This is a genomic window from Herbiconiux oxytropis, from assembly GCF_024979315.1.
GTDB classification, from domain to species: domain Bacteria; phylum Actinomycetota; class Actinomycetes; order Actinomycetales; family Microbacteriaceae; genus Herbiconiux; species Herbiconiux oxytropis.
Window position 1 is genome coordinate 353,649 of sequence record NZ_JANLCK010000003.1, and the last position, 16,343, is coordinate 369,991.

22 protein-coding genes are annotated in these 16,343 nt (G+C 72.0%); 10 read left to right on the forward strand and 12 right to left on the reverse strand.

All coding sequences use genetic code 11. The features are described 5' to 3' along the window. Window positions 1–5: 5 nt before the first annotated feature. A complete protein-coding gene (locus N1028_RS07455; protein WP_259526304.1) occupies window positions 6–440 on the forward strand; it encodes a DUF1801 domain-containing protein in 435 nt (144 codons plus the stop codon). Beyond that, on the forward strand, window positions 433–612 hold the full coding sequence (locus N1028_RS07460) for a hypothetical protein (RefSeq protein ID WP_259526305.1): 180 nt from the start codon (window positions 433–435) through the stop codon (window positions 610–612). The genes N1028_RS07455 and N1028_RS07460 overlap by 8 nt, the downstream gene beginning before the upstream one ends. A gap of 33 nt (window positions 613–645) precedes the next feature. Here N1028_RS07460 and N1028_RS07465 read toward each other — a convergent pair whose 3' ends face one another. Both N1028_RS07465 and N1028_RS07470 read right to left on the reverse strand, forming a co-directional pair. After that, entirely contained in the window at window positions 646–1,467 is an 822-nt protein-coding gene (locus N1028_RS07465; protein ID WP_259526306.1) for an aldo/keto reductase, read from the reverse strand. 19 nt (window positions 1,468–1,486) lie between these two features. Further along, complete coding sequence (locus N1028_RS07470; protein WP_259526307.1) at window positions 1,487–2,920, reverse strand: glucose-6-phosphate dehydrogenase; 1,434 nt, start codon at window positions 2,918–2,920, stop codon at window positions 1,487–1,489. A gap of 175 nt (window positions 2,921–3,095) precedes the next feature. Between N1028_RS07470 and N1028_RS07475 the strand changes: the two genes are divergently transcribed. Further along, complete coding sequence (locus tag N1028_RS07475; RefSeq protein WP_259526308.1) at window positions 3,096–3,479, forward strand: RidA family protein; 384 nt, start codon at window positions 3,096–3,098, stop codon at window positions 3,477–3,479. Window positions 3,480–3,497: 18 nt separating this feature from the next. On the opposite strand, the gene N1028_RS07480 is transcribed toward N1028_RS07475, so the two are convergent. The 5 genes from N1028_RS07480 to N1028_RS07500 form a co-directional block, all read right to left on the reverse strand. Beyond that, entirely contained in the window at window positions 3,498–4,277 is a 780-nt protein-coding gene (locus N1028_RS07480) for an isocitrate lyase/PEP mutase family protein (RefSeq protein WP_259526309.1), read from the reverse strand. Window positions 4,278–4,401: 124 nt separating this feature from the next. Then, on the reverse strand, window positions 4,402–5,163 hold the full coding sequence (locus N1028_RS07485) for an Rv2133c family protein (RefSeq protein WP_259526569.1): 762 nt from the start codon (window positions 5,161–5,163) through the stop codon (window positions 4,402–4,404). A 68-nt stretch (window positions 5,164–5,231) separates the two neighbouring features. Beyond that, window positions 5,232–5,810: an Rv2134c family protein gene (locus N1028_RS07490; RefSeq protein ID WP_259526311.1), complete on the reverse strand. Its 579-nt coding sequence runs from the start codon at window positions 5,808–5,810 to the stop codon at window positions 5,232–5,234. 83 nt (window positions 5,811–5,893) lie between these two features. Continuing rightward, window positions 5,894–6,598 (reverse strand): Rv2135c family putative phosphatase, encoded by a 705-nt coding sequence (locus tag N1028_RS07495; protein ID WP_259526312.1) that lies wholly within the window; start codon window positions 6,596–6,598, stop codon window positions 5,894–5,896. 30 nt (window positions 6,599–6,628) lie between these two features. Continuing rightward, a complete protein-coding gene (locus tag N1028_RS07500; RefSeq protein WP_259526313.1) occupies window positions 6,629–7,507 on the reverse strand; it encodes an alpha/beta fold hydrolase in 879 nt (292 codons plus the stop codon). 116 nt (window positions 7,508–7,623) lie between these two features. Between N1028_RS07500 and N1028_RS07505 the strand changes: the two genes are divergently transcribed. Further along, the gene (locus N1028_RS07505) at window positions 7,624–8,031 is read left to right on the forward strand and encodes a hypothetical protein (RefSeq protein WP_259526315.1); all 408 of its coding nucleotides are present in this window, start codon (window positions 7,624–7,626) and stop codon (window positions 8,029–8,031) included. A 9-nt stretch (window positions 8,032–8,040) separates the two neighbouring features. Here N1028_RS07505 and N1028_RS07510 read toward each other — a convergent pair whose 3' ends face one another. Then, entirely contained in the window at window positions 8,041–8,292 is a 252-nt protein-coding gene (locus tag N1028_RS07510) for a hypothetical protein (RefSeq protein ID WP_259526316.1), read from the reverse strand. 37 nt (window positions 8,293–8,329) lie between these two features. On the opposite strand from N1028_RS07510, the gene N1028_RS07515 reads away from it, so the two are divergent. Next, the gene (locus N1028_RS07515) at window positions 8,330–8,911 is read left to right on the forward strand and encodes a uracil-DNA glycosylase family protein (protein ID WP_259526317.1); all 582 of its coding nucleotides are present in this window, start codon (window positions 8,330–8,332) and stop codon (window positions 8,909–8,911) included. 118 nt (window positions 8,912–9,029) lie between these two features. On the opposite strand, the gene N1028_RS07520 is transcribed toward N1028_RS07515, so the two are convergent. The 4 genes from N1028_RS07520 to N1028_RS07535 form a co-directional block, all read right to left on the reverse strand. Then, window positions 9,030–9,242 (reverse strand): hypervirulence associated TUDOR domain-containing protein, encoded by a 213-nt coding sequence (locus N1028_RS07520; protein ID WP_259526318.1) that lies wholly within the window; start codon window positions 9,240–9,242, stop codon window positions 9,030–9,032. A 10-nt stretch (window positions 9,243–9,252) separates the two neighbouring features. Continuing rightward, a complete protein-coding gene (locus N1028_RS07525) occupies window positions 9,253–9,468 on the reverse strand; it encodes a hypothetical protein (protein ID WP_259526320.1) in 216 nt (71 codons plus the stop codon). Between the two features lie 85 nt (window positions 9,469–9,553). Next, window positions 9,554–10,696 carry an NYN domain-containing protein gene (locus tag N1028_RS07530; RefSeq protein WP_259526321.1) on the reverse strand — a complete coding sequence of 381 codons (1,143 nt, stop codon included), beginning with the start codon at window positions 10,694–10,696 and terminating at the stop codon, window positions 9,554–9,556. A 91-nt stretch (window positions 10,697–10,787) separates the two neighbouring features. Continuing rightward, window positions 10,788–11,255, reverse strand: coding sequence for a GNAT family N-acetyltransferase (locus N1028_RS07535; protein WP_259526322.1), 468 nt, complete (start codon window positions 11,253–11,255; stop codon window positions 10,788–10,790). Window positions 11,256–11,366: 111 nt separating this feature from the next. Between N1028_RS07535 and N1028_RS07540 the strand changes: the two genes are divergently transcribed. The 5 genes from N1028_RS07540 to N1028_RS07560 all read left to right on the forward strand — a co-directional run bounded on the left by N1028_RS07540 (window position 11,367) and on the right by N1028_RS07560 (window position 16,307). Further along, complete coding sequence (locus N1028_RS07540; RefSeq protein ID WP_259526323.1) at window positions 11,367–11,585, forward strand: toxin-antitoxin system HicB family antitoxin; 219 nt, start codon at window positions 11,367–11,369, stop codon at window positions 11,583–11,585. Window positions 11,586–11,718: 133 nt separating this feature from the next. Continuing rightward, window positions 11,719–12,222, forward strand: coding sequence for a nuclear transport factor 2 family protein (locus N1028_RS07545; protein ID WP_259526324.1), 504 nt, complete (start codon window positions 11,719–11,721; stop codon window positions 12,220–12,222). Window position 12,223: 1 nt separating this feature from the next. Next, window positions 12,224–13,768: an FAD-binding oxidoreductase gene (locus tag N1028_RS07550; RefSeq protein WP_259526325.1), complete on the forward strand. Its 1,545-nt coding sequence runs from the start codon at window positions 12,224–12,226 to the stop codon at window positions 13,766–13,768. Continuing rightward, window positions 13,765–14,982, forward strand: coding sequence for a zinc-binding dehydrogenase (locus tag N1028_RS07555; protein ID WP_259526326.1), 1,218 nt, complete (start codon window positions 13,765–13,767; stop codon window positions 14,980–14,982). The genes N1028_RS07550 and N1028_RS07555 overlap by 4 nt, the downstream gene beginning before the upstream one ends. Further along, window positions 14,979–16,307: an acyl-CoA dehydrogenase family protein gene (locus N1028_RS07560; RefSeq protein WP_259526328.1), complete on the forward strand. Its 1,329-nt coding sequence runs from the start codon at window positions 14,979–14,981 to the stop codon at window positions 16,305–16,307. The genes N1028_RS07555 and N1028_RS07560 overlap by 4 nt, the downstream gene beginning before the upstream one ends. Window positions 16,308–16,343: the final 36 nt, after the last annotated feature.

Consider the following 16,343-nt stretch of genomic DNA (forward strand, 5'->3'; position numbering starts at 1 on the left):
GCGTCATGGCCACACCGTCCGACGAGATCGACGCCCTCATCCAGAAGCATCCCGACTGGCGCGGTGAGGCGCTCGCGCGCATGCGCGCGGTCATCGTGGGGGTCGACCCGGCCATCGTGGAGGAGTGGAAGTGGATGGGCTCGCCCGTGTGGGAGCTCGACGGCATCCTCGTGGTGGGCGACATCTTCAAGGCCAAGGTCAAGCTCGGATTCCTCTACGGCGCCTCTCTCGACGACCCGCACGGGCTCTTCAACGGCGAGCTCGGCGGCAACCAGCGGCGCTCGGTTGAGCTCTTCGAGGGCGACACCGTCGACGAGAACGCATTCGCCCAGCTCGTGCGCGAGGCGATCGCGTTCAACACCCGGAAGCGCGCCGACGCGGCCGCGAAGAAGGCGGCGAGCCGGAAGGCCGCCCCGAAGAAAGAGGCATCGGATGTCTGAGCGCACCCATGACGAGAAGCGTCACGACCAGCTGACCACGGCTCCCAAGTCGACCGAGGACGACGCGGCGCCGCGCATCGACGTCACCGACGCCGGAGACGGCGTCACGCGGATCGACGTGCGCGACGACGCGGCCGTGCGCCCGGGCGGCGACCCCGACCTCGTCGACTGAGCCCGCCGCCGGAGCCGGGCCCGCCGGCAACCGTTACGCCGTCGGGTCGTCGAGCGCGTCGAGCGCCGCCACGTCGTCGGCCGAGAGCTCGAAGTCGAGCTGGGCGTTCTCCACGATCCGCGACGGCGTCGTCGACTTCGGCAGCGGCAGCGTGCTCTTCTCGAGCGCGTAGCGCAGGCACACCTGCGCCACCGAACGGCCGAGCCGATCCGCGATGCCCTTGAGCTCCTCGTTCTCGAGCAGCTCACCCGTGGCGAGCGGCGAGTAGGCCTCCACGAGCACATCGTGCTCGCGGCACCAGTTCACGGTCTCGGGCTGCGTGTTGCCCACGAACCAGCGGATCTGGTTGGCGTGCGGCATCACGCCGGTCGCCTCCACGATCGACTCCAGGTGCGGCACCTCGAAGTTGGAGACCCCGATGGCGCGGCTGCGGCCGGCCTCGTGGATGCCGTTCAGCACTGTCCACGCGGCGATGTTGCCTGCCGTGTAGTCGGCGCCCATCTCCTCCCACGGCCAGGGCGCGTGGATGAGGTAGAGGTCGACGTAGTCGAGTGCGAGCTCGGACATCGTCTTCTCGAACGCCGCCTCGGCCGACGCGGTGTCCTTCGCCTGGGCGGGCAGTTTCGTGGTCACGAAGATCTGGTCGCGAGGGATGCCGCTGTCGCGGATCGCGCGACCCACGCTCTTCTCGTTGTCGTAGGCGCGCGCGGTGTCGATGTGCCGGTACCCGGCCTCGAGCGCTGCCGCGACGGAGTCGTAGGTCTCGGGGCCGTCGGGGATCTGCCAGGTGCCGAAGCCGATCTTGGGGATCTCGACGCCGTTGGAGAGGGTGTAGGTGTCAGTCAGTGCGGGCATGCTTTCACGCTACGCCCGATCACCAGCCCTCGGGGCCCGCGGATCCGGCCTCGTACTCCTCCAGCGGCGTGGCGCCCTCGGCCCACGCGTTCAGCACGGGGGTGACGATCCGCCAGCACTGCTCGGCCACGTCGCCGCGCACCGAGAGCAGCGTGTCCTGCTGCAGGATGCCGGCGAGCACCTGGGCGTAGGGTCCCAGCACGGGGGCGGAGGGGGCGGCACGCAGAGCGGAGCCCTCGAGGCCGCCGAGCTCGCCCGCGCTGTTGAGCACCACTCCCAGATCGATCGATCCGTCGGTGAGTGAGATCCGGAGCGCCGTGCCGAGGCCCGCCCCTTCGGGTGCCTCGAGTCCCTCGGGCGGCCGCGTGTCGCGGAAGTGCACCGCGACCTCGGCGCGCGGGCTGCCGATGGCCTTGCCCGAGCGCAGCACGAACGGCACGCCCTGCCAGCGCGGCACGTCGATCTGCAGCACGATCTGGGCGAGCGTCTCGGTGCCTCGCGAGGCGTCCACGCCCTCCTCGTCGACGTAGGAGGGGAAGAAGCGGTCGTCGACGCGGCCCTCGGTGTAGCGGGCGCGACGGGCGGTGGAGGGGTCGTCGCGCCAGAGCCGCACGGCGCCGAGCACCTCCGCCACGCGGTCGTGCACCTCGGGGGCGGTCACGGCGGCCGGGCGCTCCATGGCCGTGAGCGCGAGCACCATGAGCAGGTGGCTCTGCAGCATGTCACGGAGTGCACCCGTGCTGTCGTAGAAGGCGGCGCGGCCCTCGAGACCCAGCTCCTCGTCGAAGACGATCTCGACCCGTTCGATGCTCGCGGCGCTCCAGCCGGCCTCGAACAGGGCGTTGCCGAAACGGAGCCCGAGCATGCCGAGCACGGTCGATTCGCCGAGGAAGTGGTCGATGCGCCACAGCCGCTCCTCCGGCACGACCGCCGCGAGCTCCTCGTTGAGGGCCTGGGCGTCGGCGAGGTCCTCACCGAAGGGCTTCTCGATGGCCACGAGGAGGTCGTCCGGCAGGTCGCCGGCCACATCGAGCGCGGCGAGGGACTCCGCCACCGTGCGGCCCATCGACGGCGGCAGGGCCACGTAGAGCACGGGGGAGGTGGGGCAGGCGTCGATCAGGGCCTTGAGCTCGGCCGGGTCGGAGGCGTCGGTGGGCACGAACTCCGCGGTGCTCGCGAGCTCCTCGACGCTCTGCTCACCGATGCCGGCGGCCTCAAGGCTCCGCCGCACGAGACCCTGCCACTCCTCACGCGACTGCGGGGTGCGAGCGGCTCCCACGACGCGGAGCTCGAGCGGGTTGCGGGCCTCACGTGCGGCATCGAGCACCTGGCCGAGCCCGGGCAGCAGCAGGCGCTCGGTGAGGTCGCCGCCGGCGCCGAGGATGGCGATGGTGCGGGCCGTCGTCTCGATGGTCGTCGCATCCGGGATGCCGGTCTGATCGGTCTCGGACATCATGCGCCTCCGTGGTCGTGCGGTGTGGGTGCCCGGTGTGGGCGCTCGGTGTGGGGTGCTCGCCGGGCGTTCGCCGCCCTCCCGACCCTAGCCAGGTCGGCCCGGATCGGCCCGCGCCCGGAAACGGTCGCCGCACGGGTTGACCTGGGGTGCGCCGAGTGGGATCCTCGACGCCATGTCGATCCCCACACCCGTCGATCCGCCCCAGCTGCCGCAGAGCCCGGCCTTCGCGCACGGGATGCTCGTGCCGTCCGGCCCGCTGCTGTTCGTGGGCGGGCAGAACGGCATCGACGGCCACGGAGCGCTGCTCGAGGGGCTGAGGGCCCAGACCGAGCAGGCCCTTCGCAACGTGCTGGCCGTGCTGGCCGAGGCGGGCACGGGGCCCGAGCACGTCGCCCGGATGTCGATCTACCTCGCGCCGGGGGTCGACCCCATGGAGGCCTTCGCCGCGAGTGCGGCGGTGTGGGGGCAGCGCCGCACGGCCGTCACGGTGCTCACCGTGGCGCCCGCGAAGCCCGGCGCGCTCGTCGAGATCGAGGCCGTCGCGACGCTGCCCTGAGGCGGGCGAGCAGCCGGCTCAGTTGAGGGCCGGGGTGTCCTCGGGGATGACGCCGGTCCCGTAGAGGTCGGCCGCCACGTCGCGGAGGGCGCGGAGGGCGACGCGCTGCGTGAACGGGCCGTAGGAGATGCGGGCCACGCCGAGCGCCTCGTAGTCGGCGGCGGGGAGGGCGCCCGGGGCGCCGATCACCGAGAGCCGGCCGCGGCCGAGGCCCTCCACGAGCGCCTCGACGTCGTCGCGGGTGAGGGCTCCGGGCACAAAGACCAGGGGAGCGCCCGCCTCGAGGAACGCGCGCCCGCGGGCGATCGCATCCGCGATGCTCTCGCTCTTGGGGCGGTCGCCGCCGCGCACGATGGCGTCGGTGCGGGCGTTGAGCTGGAAGTCGACGCCCTCGGCTTCGGCAGCCTTCATGATCGCGCTCACGCGCGCGACGGACTCGTCGAACGGGCGCAGCCGGTCTTCGACGTTGGCGCCCACGATGCCGAAGCCGATGGCGCGGCGGATGGTCTCGGCCGGGTCGGCGTAGCCGTCGTCGAGGTCGGCCGTCACGGGCAGGTCCACCGCATCGGCGACGACCTTCGCGCCCGCGAGGGCGAGCTCGAGCGGCATGCCGCCGTCGTCGTAGCCGTAGGCGGCGGCGATGGAGTGGCCGGCCGTGGCGATGGCACGGGTCTCGGGCAGGGCCGCGACCGTCTTGGCGCTGATCGCATCCCAGACGTTCACCACCCTCAGGATCTCGGGGGCCTCGTGGAGGGCCTTCAACTGAAGGGCGAGATCGGCGGTCGAGGGTGTGCTCATGATTCGGGTCTTCCTTCGCGGTTCTGGCCGGAGGGCCGGCGGGGCTGCTGCGGGGACAGCATGACTCCAGTGAACCGCTCCTGGCCGCCGAGCGGGGCGGATGAGACGACTTCGGACGGTGCTCTCAGAACAGCGGCCACGGCACGGCGGGCATGTCGCCCTCCGGCCCGGGGAATCGTGCCTCTCGCTCGAGACGATCGCAGCGCCGCTCGAGGGCCTCGATCTCGGTGGGCAGGATGTGCGCGGCGAGCGCTTCGCCCAGGTCGCCGGCGAGGGCGAGCCGCAGCCGGGCGAGGCCCTCGAGCTCATCGGGGTCGAGCGGCTCGTCGAGCCAGCCCCAGAGCACGGTGCGCAGCTTGTGCTCCTCGTGGAACGCGAGACCGTGGTCGACACCGTGGCGATGGCCGTCGGGCATCGCGAGCACGTGCCCGCCCTTCCGGTCGGCGTTGTTCACCACCACGTCGAAGACCGCCATGCGGCGGAGCGCTGCGGAGTCCTCGTGCAGGAGCACGACGGCACGACCCTCCTCGTCACGGCCCTCGAAGACCGGGCGCCATCCGGTCTCGGGCACGTCGTCGGCGTCGACGAGGTCCACGGGGTGCTGCTCCGGATCCGCGTTCTGCCACAGCTGCACCATGCCGGGGCCGAGGGGGCCGTCGCGGAGGAGGGTGGGCGGCACGACGTTCCAGCCGAGCGCCTCGGAGACGAGGAACGCGGCGACCTCGCGGCCGGCGAGCGTGCCGTCCGGGAAGTCCCAGAGAGGGCTCTCGCCGCGCACGGGCTTGTAGACCACCTCGGTGCCGTCGATGCGGCCGAGGAAGGTGGCGTTGGAGGCCGTCGTGATGCGGCCCACGAGCTCGAGCTCGCCGTTCGGCACGCCGCTCAGGGGTTCGCCGGGCGTGACACCGGGGGCTGCGCTCGAGGCTGCGCCGTCGGGTTCGCCCGGGCCCACGGTCACAGGTCGTCGGCGACCGGGCAGATGTGACCCTGGGGGTCCATCGGCGTGCCGCAGAGCGGGCAGAGCGGGCGGCCCGCCCCGACGACCTCGCGCGTGCGCTTGGCGAAGGCGCGGGCGGTGCCGACCGGCATGCCCACCCGCAGCACCTCGGAGGGCTCGACGAGGGACTCGAGCTGGCTGATGCTCTCGATCGACTCGGGATCGAAGTCGGCGTCGTCGATCTCCTGCACCGGGAAGGCCTCGACCACGATCTGCACGGTCGAGGGATCCCAGCCGAGGCTCATGGCCCCGGCGCGGAACTGCTCGTCGAGCGGAAGCTCCAGCGGGTCGTTGTCGACGAGCTCGACCGGGGTCGTGGCGGGAACGCTGAACGGGTTGCCGTCGCCCACCATGAGCTCGTCGAGGATCTCGTCGATCTTCTCGGCGAGGAGCGCCGACTGCTCCTTCTCGAGGGCGACGCTCATGATCTGCGCGCGCGAGCGCACCTGGAGGTAGAAGGTGCGGGCGCCCGGGAGGCCGATCGTGCCGATGACGACCCGGTCCGGCCAGACGAACTCGTGAGCGATGGTGGGCATGCGCCCATCCTACGAGCGGCGGGCGGCCCTGCCACCCCACGCGCGCACAGGTGCGGTGTAGATGCGGGCCGTATCCCGGTCCGTCAGGCGGGGGCGTGGCCGGCGCCGCCGCCCACGGGGGCGCCCGCCGGATCCGGGGCGGGAGCCGCCCGGAGCCAGGAGAGGTCGCCCGCTTCGGTGTTGGTGGCGACGACCTCGGGCCGGGCGGAGCTGTAGCGCACGATCGAGAGCGAGGCGGGGCCCACGCCGATCCGCTGGAACAGGTCGAGGTGGAGGCCGAGTGCATCCGCCAGCAGCGACTTGATGACGTCACCGTGGCTCACGGCCACCCACACCGCCTGCGGACCGTGCTCGGCCTCGATCTCGGCATCACGGCGACGGACGGCCGCGACCGCTCTGGCCTGCATGGCCGCCATCGACTCGCCGCCCGGGAAGACGACGGCCGAGGGCTGGGACTGCACGACCTTCCAGAGCGGCTCCTCGGCGAGTTCGCGGAGGAGGCGCCCCGTCCAGTCGCCGTAGCCGCACTCGGTGATGCCGTCGTCGAGCTCGAAGGCCGGTGCCGGCGATGCGCTCTGCTCGGCGAGGATCGCCGCGGCCGTCTGGCGGCAGCGCTCCAGAGGGCTCGAGACGACGGCCGCGAGCGGAACCGCCGCCAGCCGTCGGGCGGCGACGGCGGCCTGCTCGACACCCACCTCGTCGAGGCGCACCCCTTCGGAGCGGCCGGCGAGGATGCCCGTGGCGTTCGCGGTGGTGCGCCCGTGCCGCACGAGGATGACAGTGGCCATGCCGCTCAGCCTACGGGAGCGGCCGGGGCGTCACCTGGCGCTGCGGAAGTGCTCCAGGAGGGCCGGGACGATGAGGTCCCAGGTCTCGGGTGGTGGGAACTGGTGGCCGAGGCCGGGGACCGGCAGCAGGCGCGCATCCGGGATCTCGCGGGCGAGCGCTTCGCCGTGGGCGAGGGGGAACAGCGGATCTTCGGTGCCGTGCACCACGAGGGTGGGCACCGCGATCTCGGCGAGCTGGGCACGGGTGCCGGAGGCCGAGGGGATGCCCCAGTGGTTGGCGCCGGCCTCGACGTCGATCGAGCGATCGAACACGCGGCCGGCGATGCGCCGGATGCGCTGCTCGTCGACGGGGATCGTGCCGCCGAACCGACTCTCGTCGGCGAGCGTCGAGCGGACGTAGGCCTCGCGGACGCTCGGCGCGCCCTCGTCGTCGGGTTGCGACGGGGCGTCGAACGAGGCGGCGAGCTCGGCCGACATCGGCGGCAGGTCGTCGCCGCCCGGGCTCGTCGAGAGGAGGGAGAGCGAGGCGAGCGTCTCGGGGTGGGCGATGGCGAGCTGCTGCGCCAGTCCGCCGCCGAGCGAGAGGCCGACGACGTGGGCGGGCGTGAGCTCGAGGGCCCGGATGAGCGCCGTGAGATCCTCGACGAGGTCGTCGCCCGTGTAGTCGGGCTGGCCGAGCGGGCGGGTGGTGGAGCGGCCGGTGTCGCGGAGGTCGTAGCGCACGACGCGGTGACCGCCGGCCGCGAGGGCCTCACAGAACGCGTCGTCCCACCAGTCCGAGGCCGACGACGCACCCGGCACGAGCACGACGCCCTGGCCCCCTTCGTCGCCGAACTCTGCGATGCACAGGTCGACCCCGTTCACTCGCAGCATCCGCTCGCCGTGGCGCTCGTGCAGCTCTTCTCGCATGCCTTCATGGTGCCGTATGTGGACACTGTTCACAATGCCTGCTGTGCCGTGTTCTGGGGGGACCGCGTTGCCGGATCGTGACCGTTCCGGCGCAGGGCGGCTGGGATACTGAGCCCATGCGTATCTCGAAGTTCATCGCCGTCGCGGGGATCGTGGCCGTCGTCGTGGGGCTCAGCGCCTGCAGCTCCACTCCCGCCGAGACCTCGTCGTCCTCGTCGGACGCTCCGATCGGCGGCGACGTGATCACGCCGCTGACCATGGAGGCCGACGACCTGCAGGGGGAGATCGTCGACCTCGTGGTGGGGCAGGTGCTCAACATCAACACCGGTGATCTGGCGACCGACAGCTACACGGGAGAGGTCGCCGACACGTCGGTGGCGTCGTTCGTGAAGGGGACCTCGGGCGGGAGCGCCGAGACGAACCCGGGCGTGGAGGCGCTCGCCGTGGGTGAGACCGAGGTGACGCTCACGAACGCCGACGGCGGCATCCAGCCGCTCACCTTCACGGTCGTCGTCGCCGAGTAGCGGGCGGCGTCAGCCGGCGGCGATCGCCGCTCCGGCCGCCGCGCCCATGACGCCGGCAAGGGCCGGGTTGGGGCCGAGGCCCTGGGCGTGGAACTTTCCGTCGGGCGTGAACCACGCCTCGAGGCCGTCGGGGTTGAAGGGCTGATCGAGCTTCTTCAGATGCGCGCCGACATCTCTGAGGTAGTACCGGAGCTCTCCGCCGACCGTGCGGCGCTCCGTGTGCTGCGAGGCCTCGAGCTGCTCATGGGTGGGTTCCGTCATGGCACCGATGCTAGCGGCATCGGTGCAGACTGGTGGGGTGGGCGTGTTCGACGAGATCCGGGCACAGGTCGCCGCGCATCCGACGAACGCCTGGGCCACCGAGGCCGGCTTCGAGCCGCTCGTCGTGGCCTCCGAGCGATCACGCGTGCTCATCATCAGCCAGGCGCCCGGTCGGCTCGCGCAGGAGACCGGCATCCCCTGGAACGACCCGAGCGGAGTGCGCCTGCGTTCGTGGCTCGGGATGACGGACGCCGAGTTCTACGACCCCGAGAACGTGGCGATCGTGCCGATGGACTTCTACTTTCCGGGCAAGGGCGCGAGCGGTGACGCACCGCCCAGGCGCGGTTTCGCCGAGGCGTGGCATCCGCTCGTGCTGGAGCAGCTCGTCGACGTGCGGCTGACCATCCTCATCGGCGCCTACGCCCAGAAGCACTACCTCGGCGCTCGCCGAGGCCCCACGCTCACCGACACCGTGCGGCGGGCCGAGAGCTACCTGCCGCTGTTCCCGATCGTGCACCCGTCACCGCTCGCGCGCGGCTGGCGCAGCGCCAACCCCTGGTTCGAGGCCGAGACCGCCCCGCGCCTCGCGCAGCTCGTGCGGAAGGCGCTCGCCACCTGAGCGCTCACGCCCGCCATCCGAGCGTCTGAGACCTCGCGAGGTCGTCGATCCGACGTGTAAGTGCAGAAATTCGTGAGACCGACCCCGTATACGGCGTCGGTCTCACGATTTCGCGTAGTTACGCCTTCTTCTTGAGCGACTCGGGCTTGTGCACGGCCTCGCGGCCGGACTTGTCGCTCTTCACGAGGTACTGGGGGTCGTCGTCGTCGGCGCGCACGGTGCGGCCCGCCGCCTCGGTGTCGGAGGTGATCTTCTTCTCGACCTTGCCGGAGGTGGTGGTGCCGTGGGTCTTCCAGGAGACCTCGTCGCCACGGGAGAGTTCGTCTGCCATGCGGCCGACGCTACTCCTGACGGTCGACCCTCGGCACGTTCCTCAGGCGGAAGGCGTTCACCAGGTTGCCGATGCCGGCTGCGAAGAGTCCGCCGCCGATCCAGGAGATCCAATGCAGCCACTGCGGCGCCCCGCCGTCGATCTCGAGGGTGAGGATGATGGTGAGCGCCGCCACCCCCACGACGATGAAGGTGATGGCGATGGCGAGGCGGGCTCCGAAGGTCACAGCGCGATGCTAGCAACGGCTCGCAGAGCAGAGCGCATCCACGCGGACGCACCACGGTGAATTCCGTGGTGCGCGACGGCTCGCGTCAGCGGGAGGTTCCGCCGGTGCTCGCACCCGGGCGCAAGCGGATGAGGCGCTGCGGGCCGTCCTCCTCGAGCTCGGCGAGGTCTCCGCGCGACGAGAGGAAGTCGGTGAACGAGCGGTAGCCGAGGGGCTTCTCGTTGAACGACGGATCCATCCGGCGCATCTGGTTCTTGACGGTGCCCGTGTTGAGCCATTCGTCGGCGTCGCCCTTGGCGTGGCCGATCTGCAGGGCGCGCACGAGCAGCTCGGTGGCGACGGTCTGCGGATCGATGTCGTCGGCCGGCTCGGGCTCGTCGTAGGGGGCGTCGTCGGTGTGGGAGAACATCGGGATCGTGGGGGCGCGGCGGGTGCGCGTGGCGGCGGTCTCCTGCTCGGGTGCGTCGGCTGCATCCGTGCCCTGACCGGCGTCGGCACCGGTGCTCGAACCGGCACCCGTGCTCGTGGCCGGCGAGGAGGCCCGGCGGCGGCCACCGCGCGAGGAGCCGGAGGAGCTGGCGGAACCGGAGCCGCCCCCGGTGCCGGCCTCGGCCGACGTCGAGCGCGAGGCCGGGGCCACGGCGGTGACCTTCTCGATGCCCGGGAGGGAGTCGTAGTCCTCGAACTCGTCGCACGCCGCGGCGAGGGAGGTGCTCGTGGAGCCGGCCACGCCGATGCCCACCACGAACCGGCCGAGGCGCTTCGACTTCTGCGCGAGTGCGATGTAGTCGGAGTCGCCCGCGACGATGATCACGTGGGTGAGGTCGGGAAGGCGGAAGAGATCCTCCACCACGTCGACCGCGAGGCGGATGTCGGCACCGTTCTTGGTGCCGCGGGTGGTGGTGGTGAAGAGCTGGGTGAGGTCGACGGCGCGCGACATGAGCTGGCGCTGGTAGGCGGCGTTCACGGGCACCGACCAGTCGGCGTAGGCGCGGTTGACCACGAGCGTGCCGAACGAGGCGGCGAAGTCGATGATGGCGTTGAAGTCGACCGTGGCCGCCGCGAGCCGTGCGGCGACCTCGGGGTCGGCATCCTGGCTCTTCTTGTCGAAGTCGCGGATGCCGTCGCGCTGGAAGGCGTTGCGGCCGTGCAGCTGCTGGTAGCGCGAGATGACGATGTTGTCGAAGTCGATGTACAGGCCGACTCGGGCGTCGTTGGGTTCGGTCATGGTTCTCCTCCTCGGCGACCGGCGGGCTGTCGCGATCGGATGCCTCCAGTCTGGCACGACCCGCTGGGAGGCCACGGCCGGTGGGCAGAGGTCACGCCAGCTCGAGCTCGTAGTAGAGGGCGCGGGGGCCGGAGCCGCGGCCTTCGTGGCAGTCGAAGCCGCGCTTCTCGTAGACGTGTCGGGCGGCTTCGTCGTCCTCGCTCGTGTTGAGGTCGAGGTAGGTGGCACCGCGCCCCCGCGCGTGCTCGATCACACCCTCGAGGAACGCGGTCCCGATGCCGCGGCCGCGATGGCCGGGCTGCACGGAGAACTCGGCCAGATACGCTTCCGTGTCGGCGCTCCACGTCGAGATCCTGAACCGCAGCACGGCCACGCCCCTGGCGCTCCCGCCACCGGCGACGAGCAGCACGCTCGTGTCCCCGCTCGCCACGAGTCGCCCGAGGTGCCCCGCGAGCCACCCGGCCTCCGGCGCCGGATCCCCGTACTCCGCATTGAAGTCCACCAGGAGCCGCGCGGCGTCCTGGAATCCGCCCGCGTCGTCCACCACCCGTACCGACATGTTGCGCTCCCTCTTCGTCACCTCTGCTGCACATCCAGCCCTAAGGCGACTGTCCTCCACAACTCGTACTCGCCGGGCGATCCGCGGGTCAACATCCAGAACGTGCGCGGCATGGCCAAGCCCCATCAGGTGAAGCAGCTGCTGGCAGCAGACGTGGTCGCCGAGATGGAGGCGGGCGGTGAGACACCGCCGGGAGCCCTGGCCGACCGCAGTTCTTCGGGTCGGTTCGTGGTCCGCATCCCCGCCGAGGTGCATCGGAGACTCGCGATCGAGGCCGCCGAGCAGAACGTCTCGCTCAACCGCCTGGTCTCGGCGCGCCTTGCCGGATGACGACGGTTCCGCGGGGAAACGCGGATGCTTCCCCGGGAAAGCGCGTTTGACGACGGGAGCTTCCTCTCTTTAGCGTGATCGAGGGCGTCCGGCACGAGCGGGCGCCCTCGTCATCAGGCAAAGGAGCACGACGATGAGCGCACGAGGCGGAGTCCCCGGCATCGAGGACCGGATGGCCATCGACGACCTGTACAGCGAGTACCTCTGGGCGCTCGACACCCACGACATCGACCGGTACGTGGGCACGTTCTGGCCGGACGCGCGGTTCGTGGAGACGCAGCTCGACGGGACGGTCGAGACGTGGACGGGGGCACCGAGCATCCGTGCGTTCTCGGAGGGCCACTTCGGCGGCTACCGCGGGCACCAGCACCGGGAGTCGAACCGGCTCTACACCGCCGGGGAGGCCGGCCGCAGCTGGGACGTGCGCTCCTACTGGTTCACGAGCCACCGCGAGGCCGGCTCCGGCGAGGTCTCGTTCAGCTCGACCGGTCATTCGCGCGACGTCGTGGAGTGCCGCGACGGGCAGTGGCGGTTCGTGCAGCGCTGGGTGGAGCGCTGGCCGGGCGACGTCGCGCATCCGCTCGCCGAGGCGCAAGCAGGAGCGAACGCCGAGGCGACCGCCGGCGCGGGAGCTTGAGGTGGCGGCAGACGACACCGCACCCGCCGCACTGCTGCTCGAGCGCGCCGCCGATCTGATCGGAGCGCAGAACGTCTCGCGCGCCGACGACGTCGACGACTACCTCGACTCCTACGCCCTCGGCGACAGCCGGGCGTTCCTTCCCGCCGGCGCCGTGCGCCCGGGCGAGGTCGCCGAGGTGCAGGCCGTCGTGCGCCTGGCCAACGAGCTCCGGGTGCCGCTCTGGCCGATCGGCCGCGGCAAGAACCTCGGCTACGGCGGCCCCGCGCCGAGGCAGTCCGGCAGCGTCGTGATCGACCTCTCGCGCCTGAACCGGGTGCTCGAGGTCGACGACGAGACCGCCTACGCCCTCGTGGAGCCCGGCGTGAGCTTCTTCGAGCTGCACGAGGCCCTGCTCGAGCGCGGTTCCCGGCTCTGGGCCTCGGTGCCCGACCTCGGCTGGGGGAGCGTCGTGGGCAACGCGCTCGAGCGCGGCTACGGCTACACGGCCCACGGCGACCACCAGCAGTTCATCTGCGGCATGGAGGTGGTGCTGCCGACCGGCGAGCTCATCCGCACCGGCATGGGCGCGTTGCCCGGATCCGAGACGTGGCCGCTCTACCGAGGTGGCTTCGGGCCGGGCTTCGAGGGGCTGTTCCTGCAGTCGAACCTCGGCATCGTGGTGAAGATGGGGGTGTGGCTCATGCCGCGACCCGAGCGCTTCGCCGCCTGCCGGCTCATGATCGACGACGAGGATGCGCTGCCGCAGCTCGTCGACGCCATCCGCGAGCTCAAGCTCGACAAGACCATCGACGGGGTCGTGAACGCCGCCAACGCCGTGGGGGTGGCCGCCGGCCTCTCGCCGCGGGAGCGCTGGTACGACGGCGAGGGCGTGGTGCCGGATGACGTCGTGCAGGTGCTCGCCGACGACCTGGGTCTCGGCCGCTGGAACATCAAGTGCGCCCTCTACGGCTCGGATGCGCTGCTCGACCTCAAGGAGGAGCGGCTTCGGCGCGCGATCGAGGCGCTGCCGGGCGGCCGCGTGGTGGTGAACCGCTACGACGGCGACGCCACGGCCGCCGAGGTCGCCCCTGGCGACCACTTCGCCGCCGGCATCCCGGGCATGCTCCTCGCCGACGGCGTGCGCTGGCGGGCGAACGGCCCCACGGGAGCGCACATCGGCCTGTGCCCGGTGTCGCCTCTCACCGGGAAGCACGTGGCCGCGGCGTCTCGCATCATGCGCACCCACATCGAGGCGGCGGGCTTCGACTACATCGGCGGCTGGCTCGCCACCGACCGGCACGCGGTCAACGTCTTGATGATCTTCTTCGACGCCGCCGATCCGGTGGAGTCGGAGAAGGTGCGCACGGCCTTCGCCGAGCTCGTGCCCCTTCTCGCGGCCGAGGGCTACGGGGAGTACCGGGCGCATCTGGAGTTCATGGACGCCGTGGCCGACCAGTTCAGCTGGAACGACCACGCCCTCCGCGAGTTCACCCGCACGCTCAAGGCGGCGGTCGACCCGAACGGCGTCCTCGCCCCCGGCAAGCAGGGGATCTGGCCCCGGTGACGTCGACGCGAGCCCTCGTGGCGCGGGGCGACGGATCCGCTCCGCGCCTGATCGAGGTCGAGCTCGACCCGGTGGGGCCGGGGGAGGTGCTCGTGGAGCTGCACGCCTCGGCGGTGTGCCGCACCGAGCTGCTGACGGTGGATCCGCCTGGGGCGGCGGGCGATGCGCCAGGCGCGGACGCGGCGAACGAGGCGGATGGCACGGGTGGCGGATGGGACGCCGCGAGCGGCGCATCCGGGGGCCGACTGACCGTGCTCGGGCACGCCGCCTCCGGGGAGGTCGTCGAGGTCGGCGCAGGAGTCGGCCGGCTGCGGCCCGGCGACCGCGTGGTGGTGGTCGGCACGCACCAGTGCGGCGAGTGCTTCTACTGCCGGAACGGGGCGCCCGGCGCCTGCGAGAAGATCTTCGAGCACATGGAGCGCCGCGTGGGCGAGACCGTCGACGGCGAGGTCGTGTGGGGCGACGGCGGCATCGGCAGCCACGCCGAGCGCCTCGTCTACCCGCAGTCGAACCTCGTGCGGGTCGAGGGAGCGGTGCCACCCGAGCAGCTCGCCCTGCTCGGCTGCGGCGTGACCTCGGGCCTCGGGAGCGTGCTCGAGGTCGCGGGCGTGCGGCCGGGGCAGTCCGTCGCGGTCTCCGGATGCGGCCACCTCGGCCTGTGGATGGTGCAGGCCGCCCGGCTCGCGGGGGCCACGACCGTGATCGCGATCGATCCGGATCCCTGGCGACGCGAGCGCGCCCTCGATCTCGGCGCCACCCACACCCTCGACGGATCCGGCGACGTGCCCGCCGCCGTGCGCGCCCTCACCGAGGGTCGCGGGGCCGACGTGGGACTCGAGGCGGCCGGAACGACCCTCGCCATGCGGCAGTCGTTCGAGGCCACCCGCTACGGCGGCGTCGTGGTGCCGACCGGCCTCGAGAGCCTCACCGCCGAGGTGACGCTGAGCAACCTGCAGTACGCGCTCTCGTCGCGCACGATCGCCGGCTCGCAGTGCGGCGGGGGAGACGTGCGCCGGATCGTGCCCGAGTACGAGCAGCTGCTCGCCCGCGGCGCGCTCCGGCCCGATGCCATCATCACGGCGCGCTACCCCCTCGAGGCGGGTGCCGACGCATACCCGGCGCTCGCCGACCCGAGGCAGCTCACCGGCGTCGTCCTGATGCCGACCACTCCGACCCTCATTCCCACGACAGCGATCCCCGAGGAGACACCATGAGCACCAGCAGCACCGGACCGGCGACCTCGTTCGACCGCGACGCCACCGAGCACGAGGTGGTGGAGTGGGCGCGCTCGCTCAAGGAGCTCATCCGCTCGCAGCAGGACGAGGCGGAGGAGCGCGGGCACTACTCCACCCAGGTGCACGAGCGCATGCAGGAGCTCGGCCTCAACCACCTCCTCACTCCGCGCCGCTTCGGCGGGCTCGAGGTGTCGCTGAAGACGTGGCTGCGGGTCGTGATCGAGATCTCGGCCGCGGATCCCGGATCGGGCTGGTGCTACTGCCTCGGCCACTCCCACAACATCCAAGCGGCGGCGCTCTGGCCCGAGTCGGTGCAGCGCGAGGCGTTCGCGGCGCCCGAGGGCTACTTCCGCTCGTCGCACAGCCTCTCGCCCGCGGGCACGGCGCGGAAGGTCGAGGGCGGCTACGAGCTCACCGGGGTCTCGCGCTACCAGTCGGGATCGCCGTTCTCGACCCACGCGATCGTGTTCGTGACGGTCGAGGGCGAGACGGACGCCGCGGGCCGGCCCCGCACCGCGCAGGTGCTGCTGCCGCGCTCGGCCTACACCCCTCTCGACGACTGGGGCCAGGGGCGCGTGCTCGGCATGAGGGCGAGCGGCTCCAACTCGGTGGCGTTCGAGCGGGCGCTCGTGCCGGCCGAGCATCTGGTTCCGGCCACCTGGGCGGGCGAGATCGATCCGGCCGAGACCGGGGCCGCCCTGCACGGCAACCCGATGTACGTCGGCAGCGTGCAGGCGTTCCTCGGTGCCGAGCTCGCCGCGGTCACGGTGGGGGCAGCGCGGGCGGCGCTCGACGAGTGGGAGGAGCTCTCCCGCGTGCGGAAGGCTCCGCTGCCCCCGTTCGCGCTCCGCGACCACGACCCCGCGAGCCAGCGAATCTTCGGAGAGGCGTCGATCAAGGCCGACGCCGCCGAGGCCATCCTGATGCAGGTCGCCGACACCATCGCCGAGTGGTCGGAGGCCTTCGTGCTCCGCGGCGCCCCGCTGACGCGAGGCATGGACACGCGGCTGAACGGCCTCACGCTCGAGGCCGGGCGGCTCGCCGCCGAGGCCGTCGACCTGCTGTTCCAGTCGGCGGGAAGCTCCGAGGCGAGGCCAGGGCGGCGGATGGAGCGGTACGCGCGCGACATCATGATGTACCGCACGCACGCGGCGGCGCAGTACGGGGTGTGGATGCAGGGCATCGGCGCCACGATCCTCGGCGTGCAGCGCTCGGCGTTCGACATGCCGGATGCGGTGCCGGCGGGCGGTGCCGCGCCTGCCGCTGGTGGGGCGCCGGCCGACACCGCAGGCACCCGGGCGTGAGCGCGGGTGGGAGCCCGGGAGTCAGTGCGGGCCTGA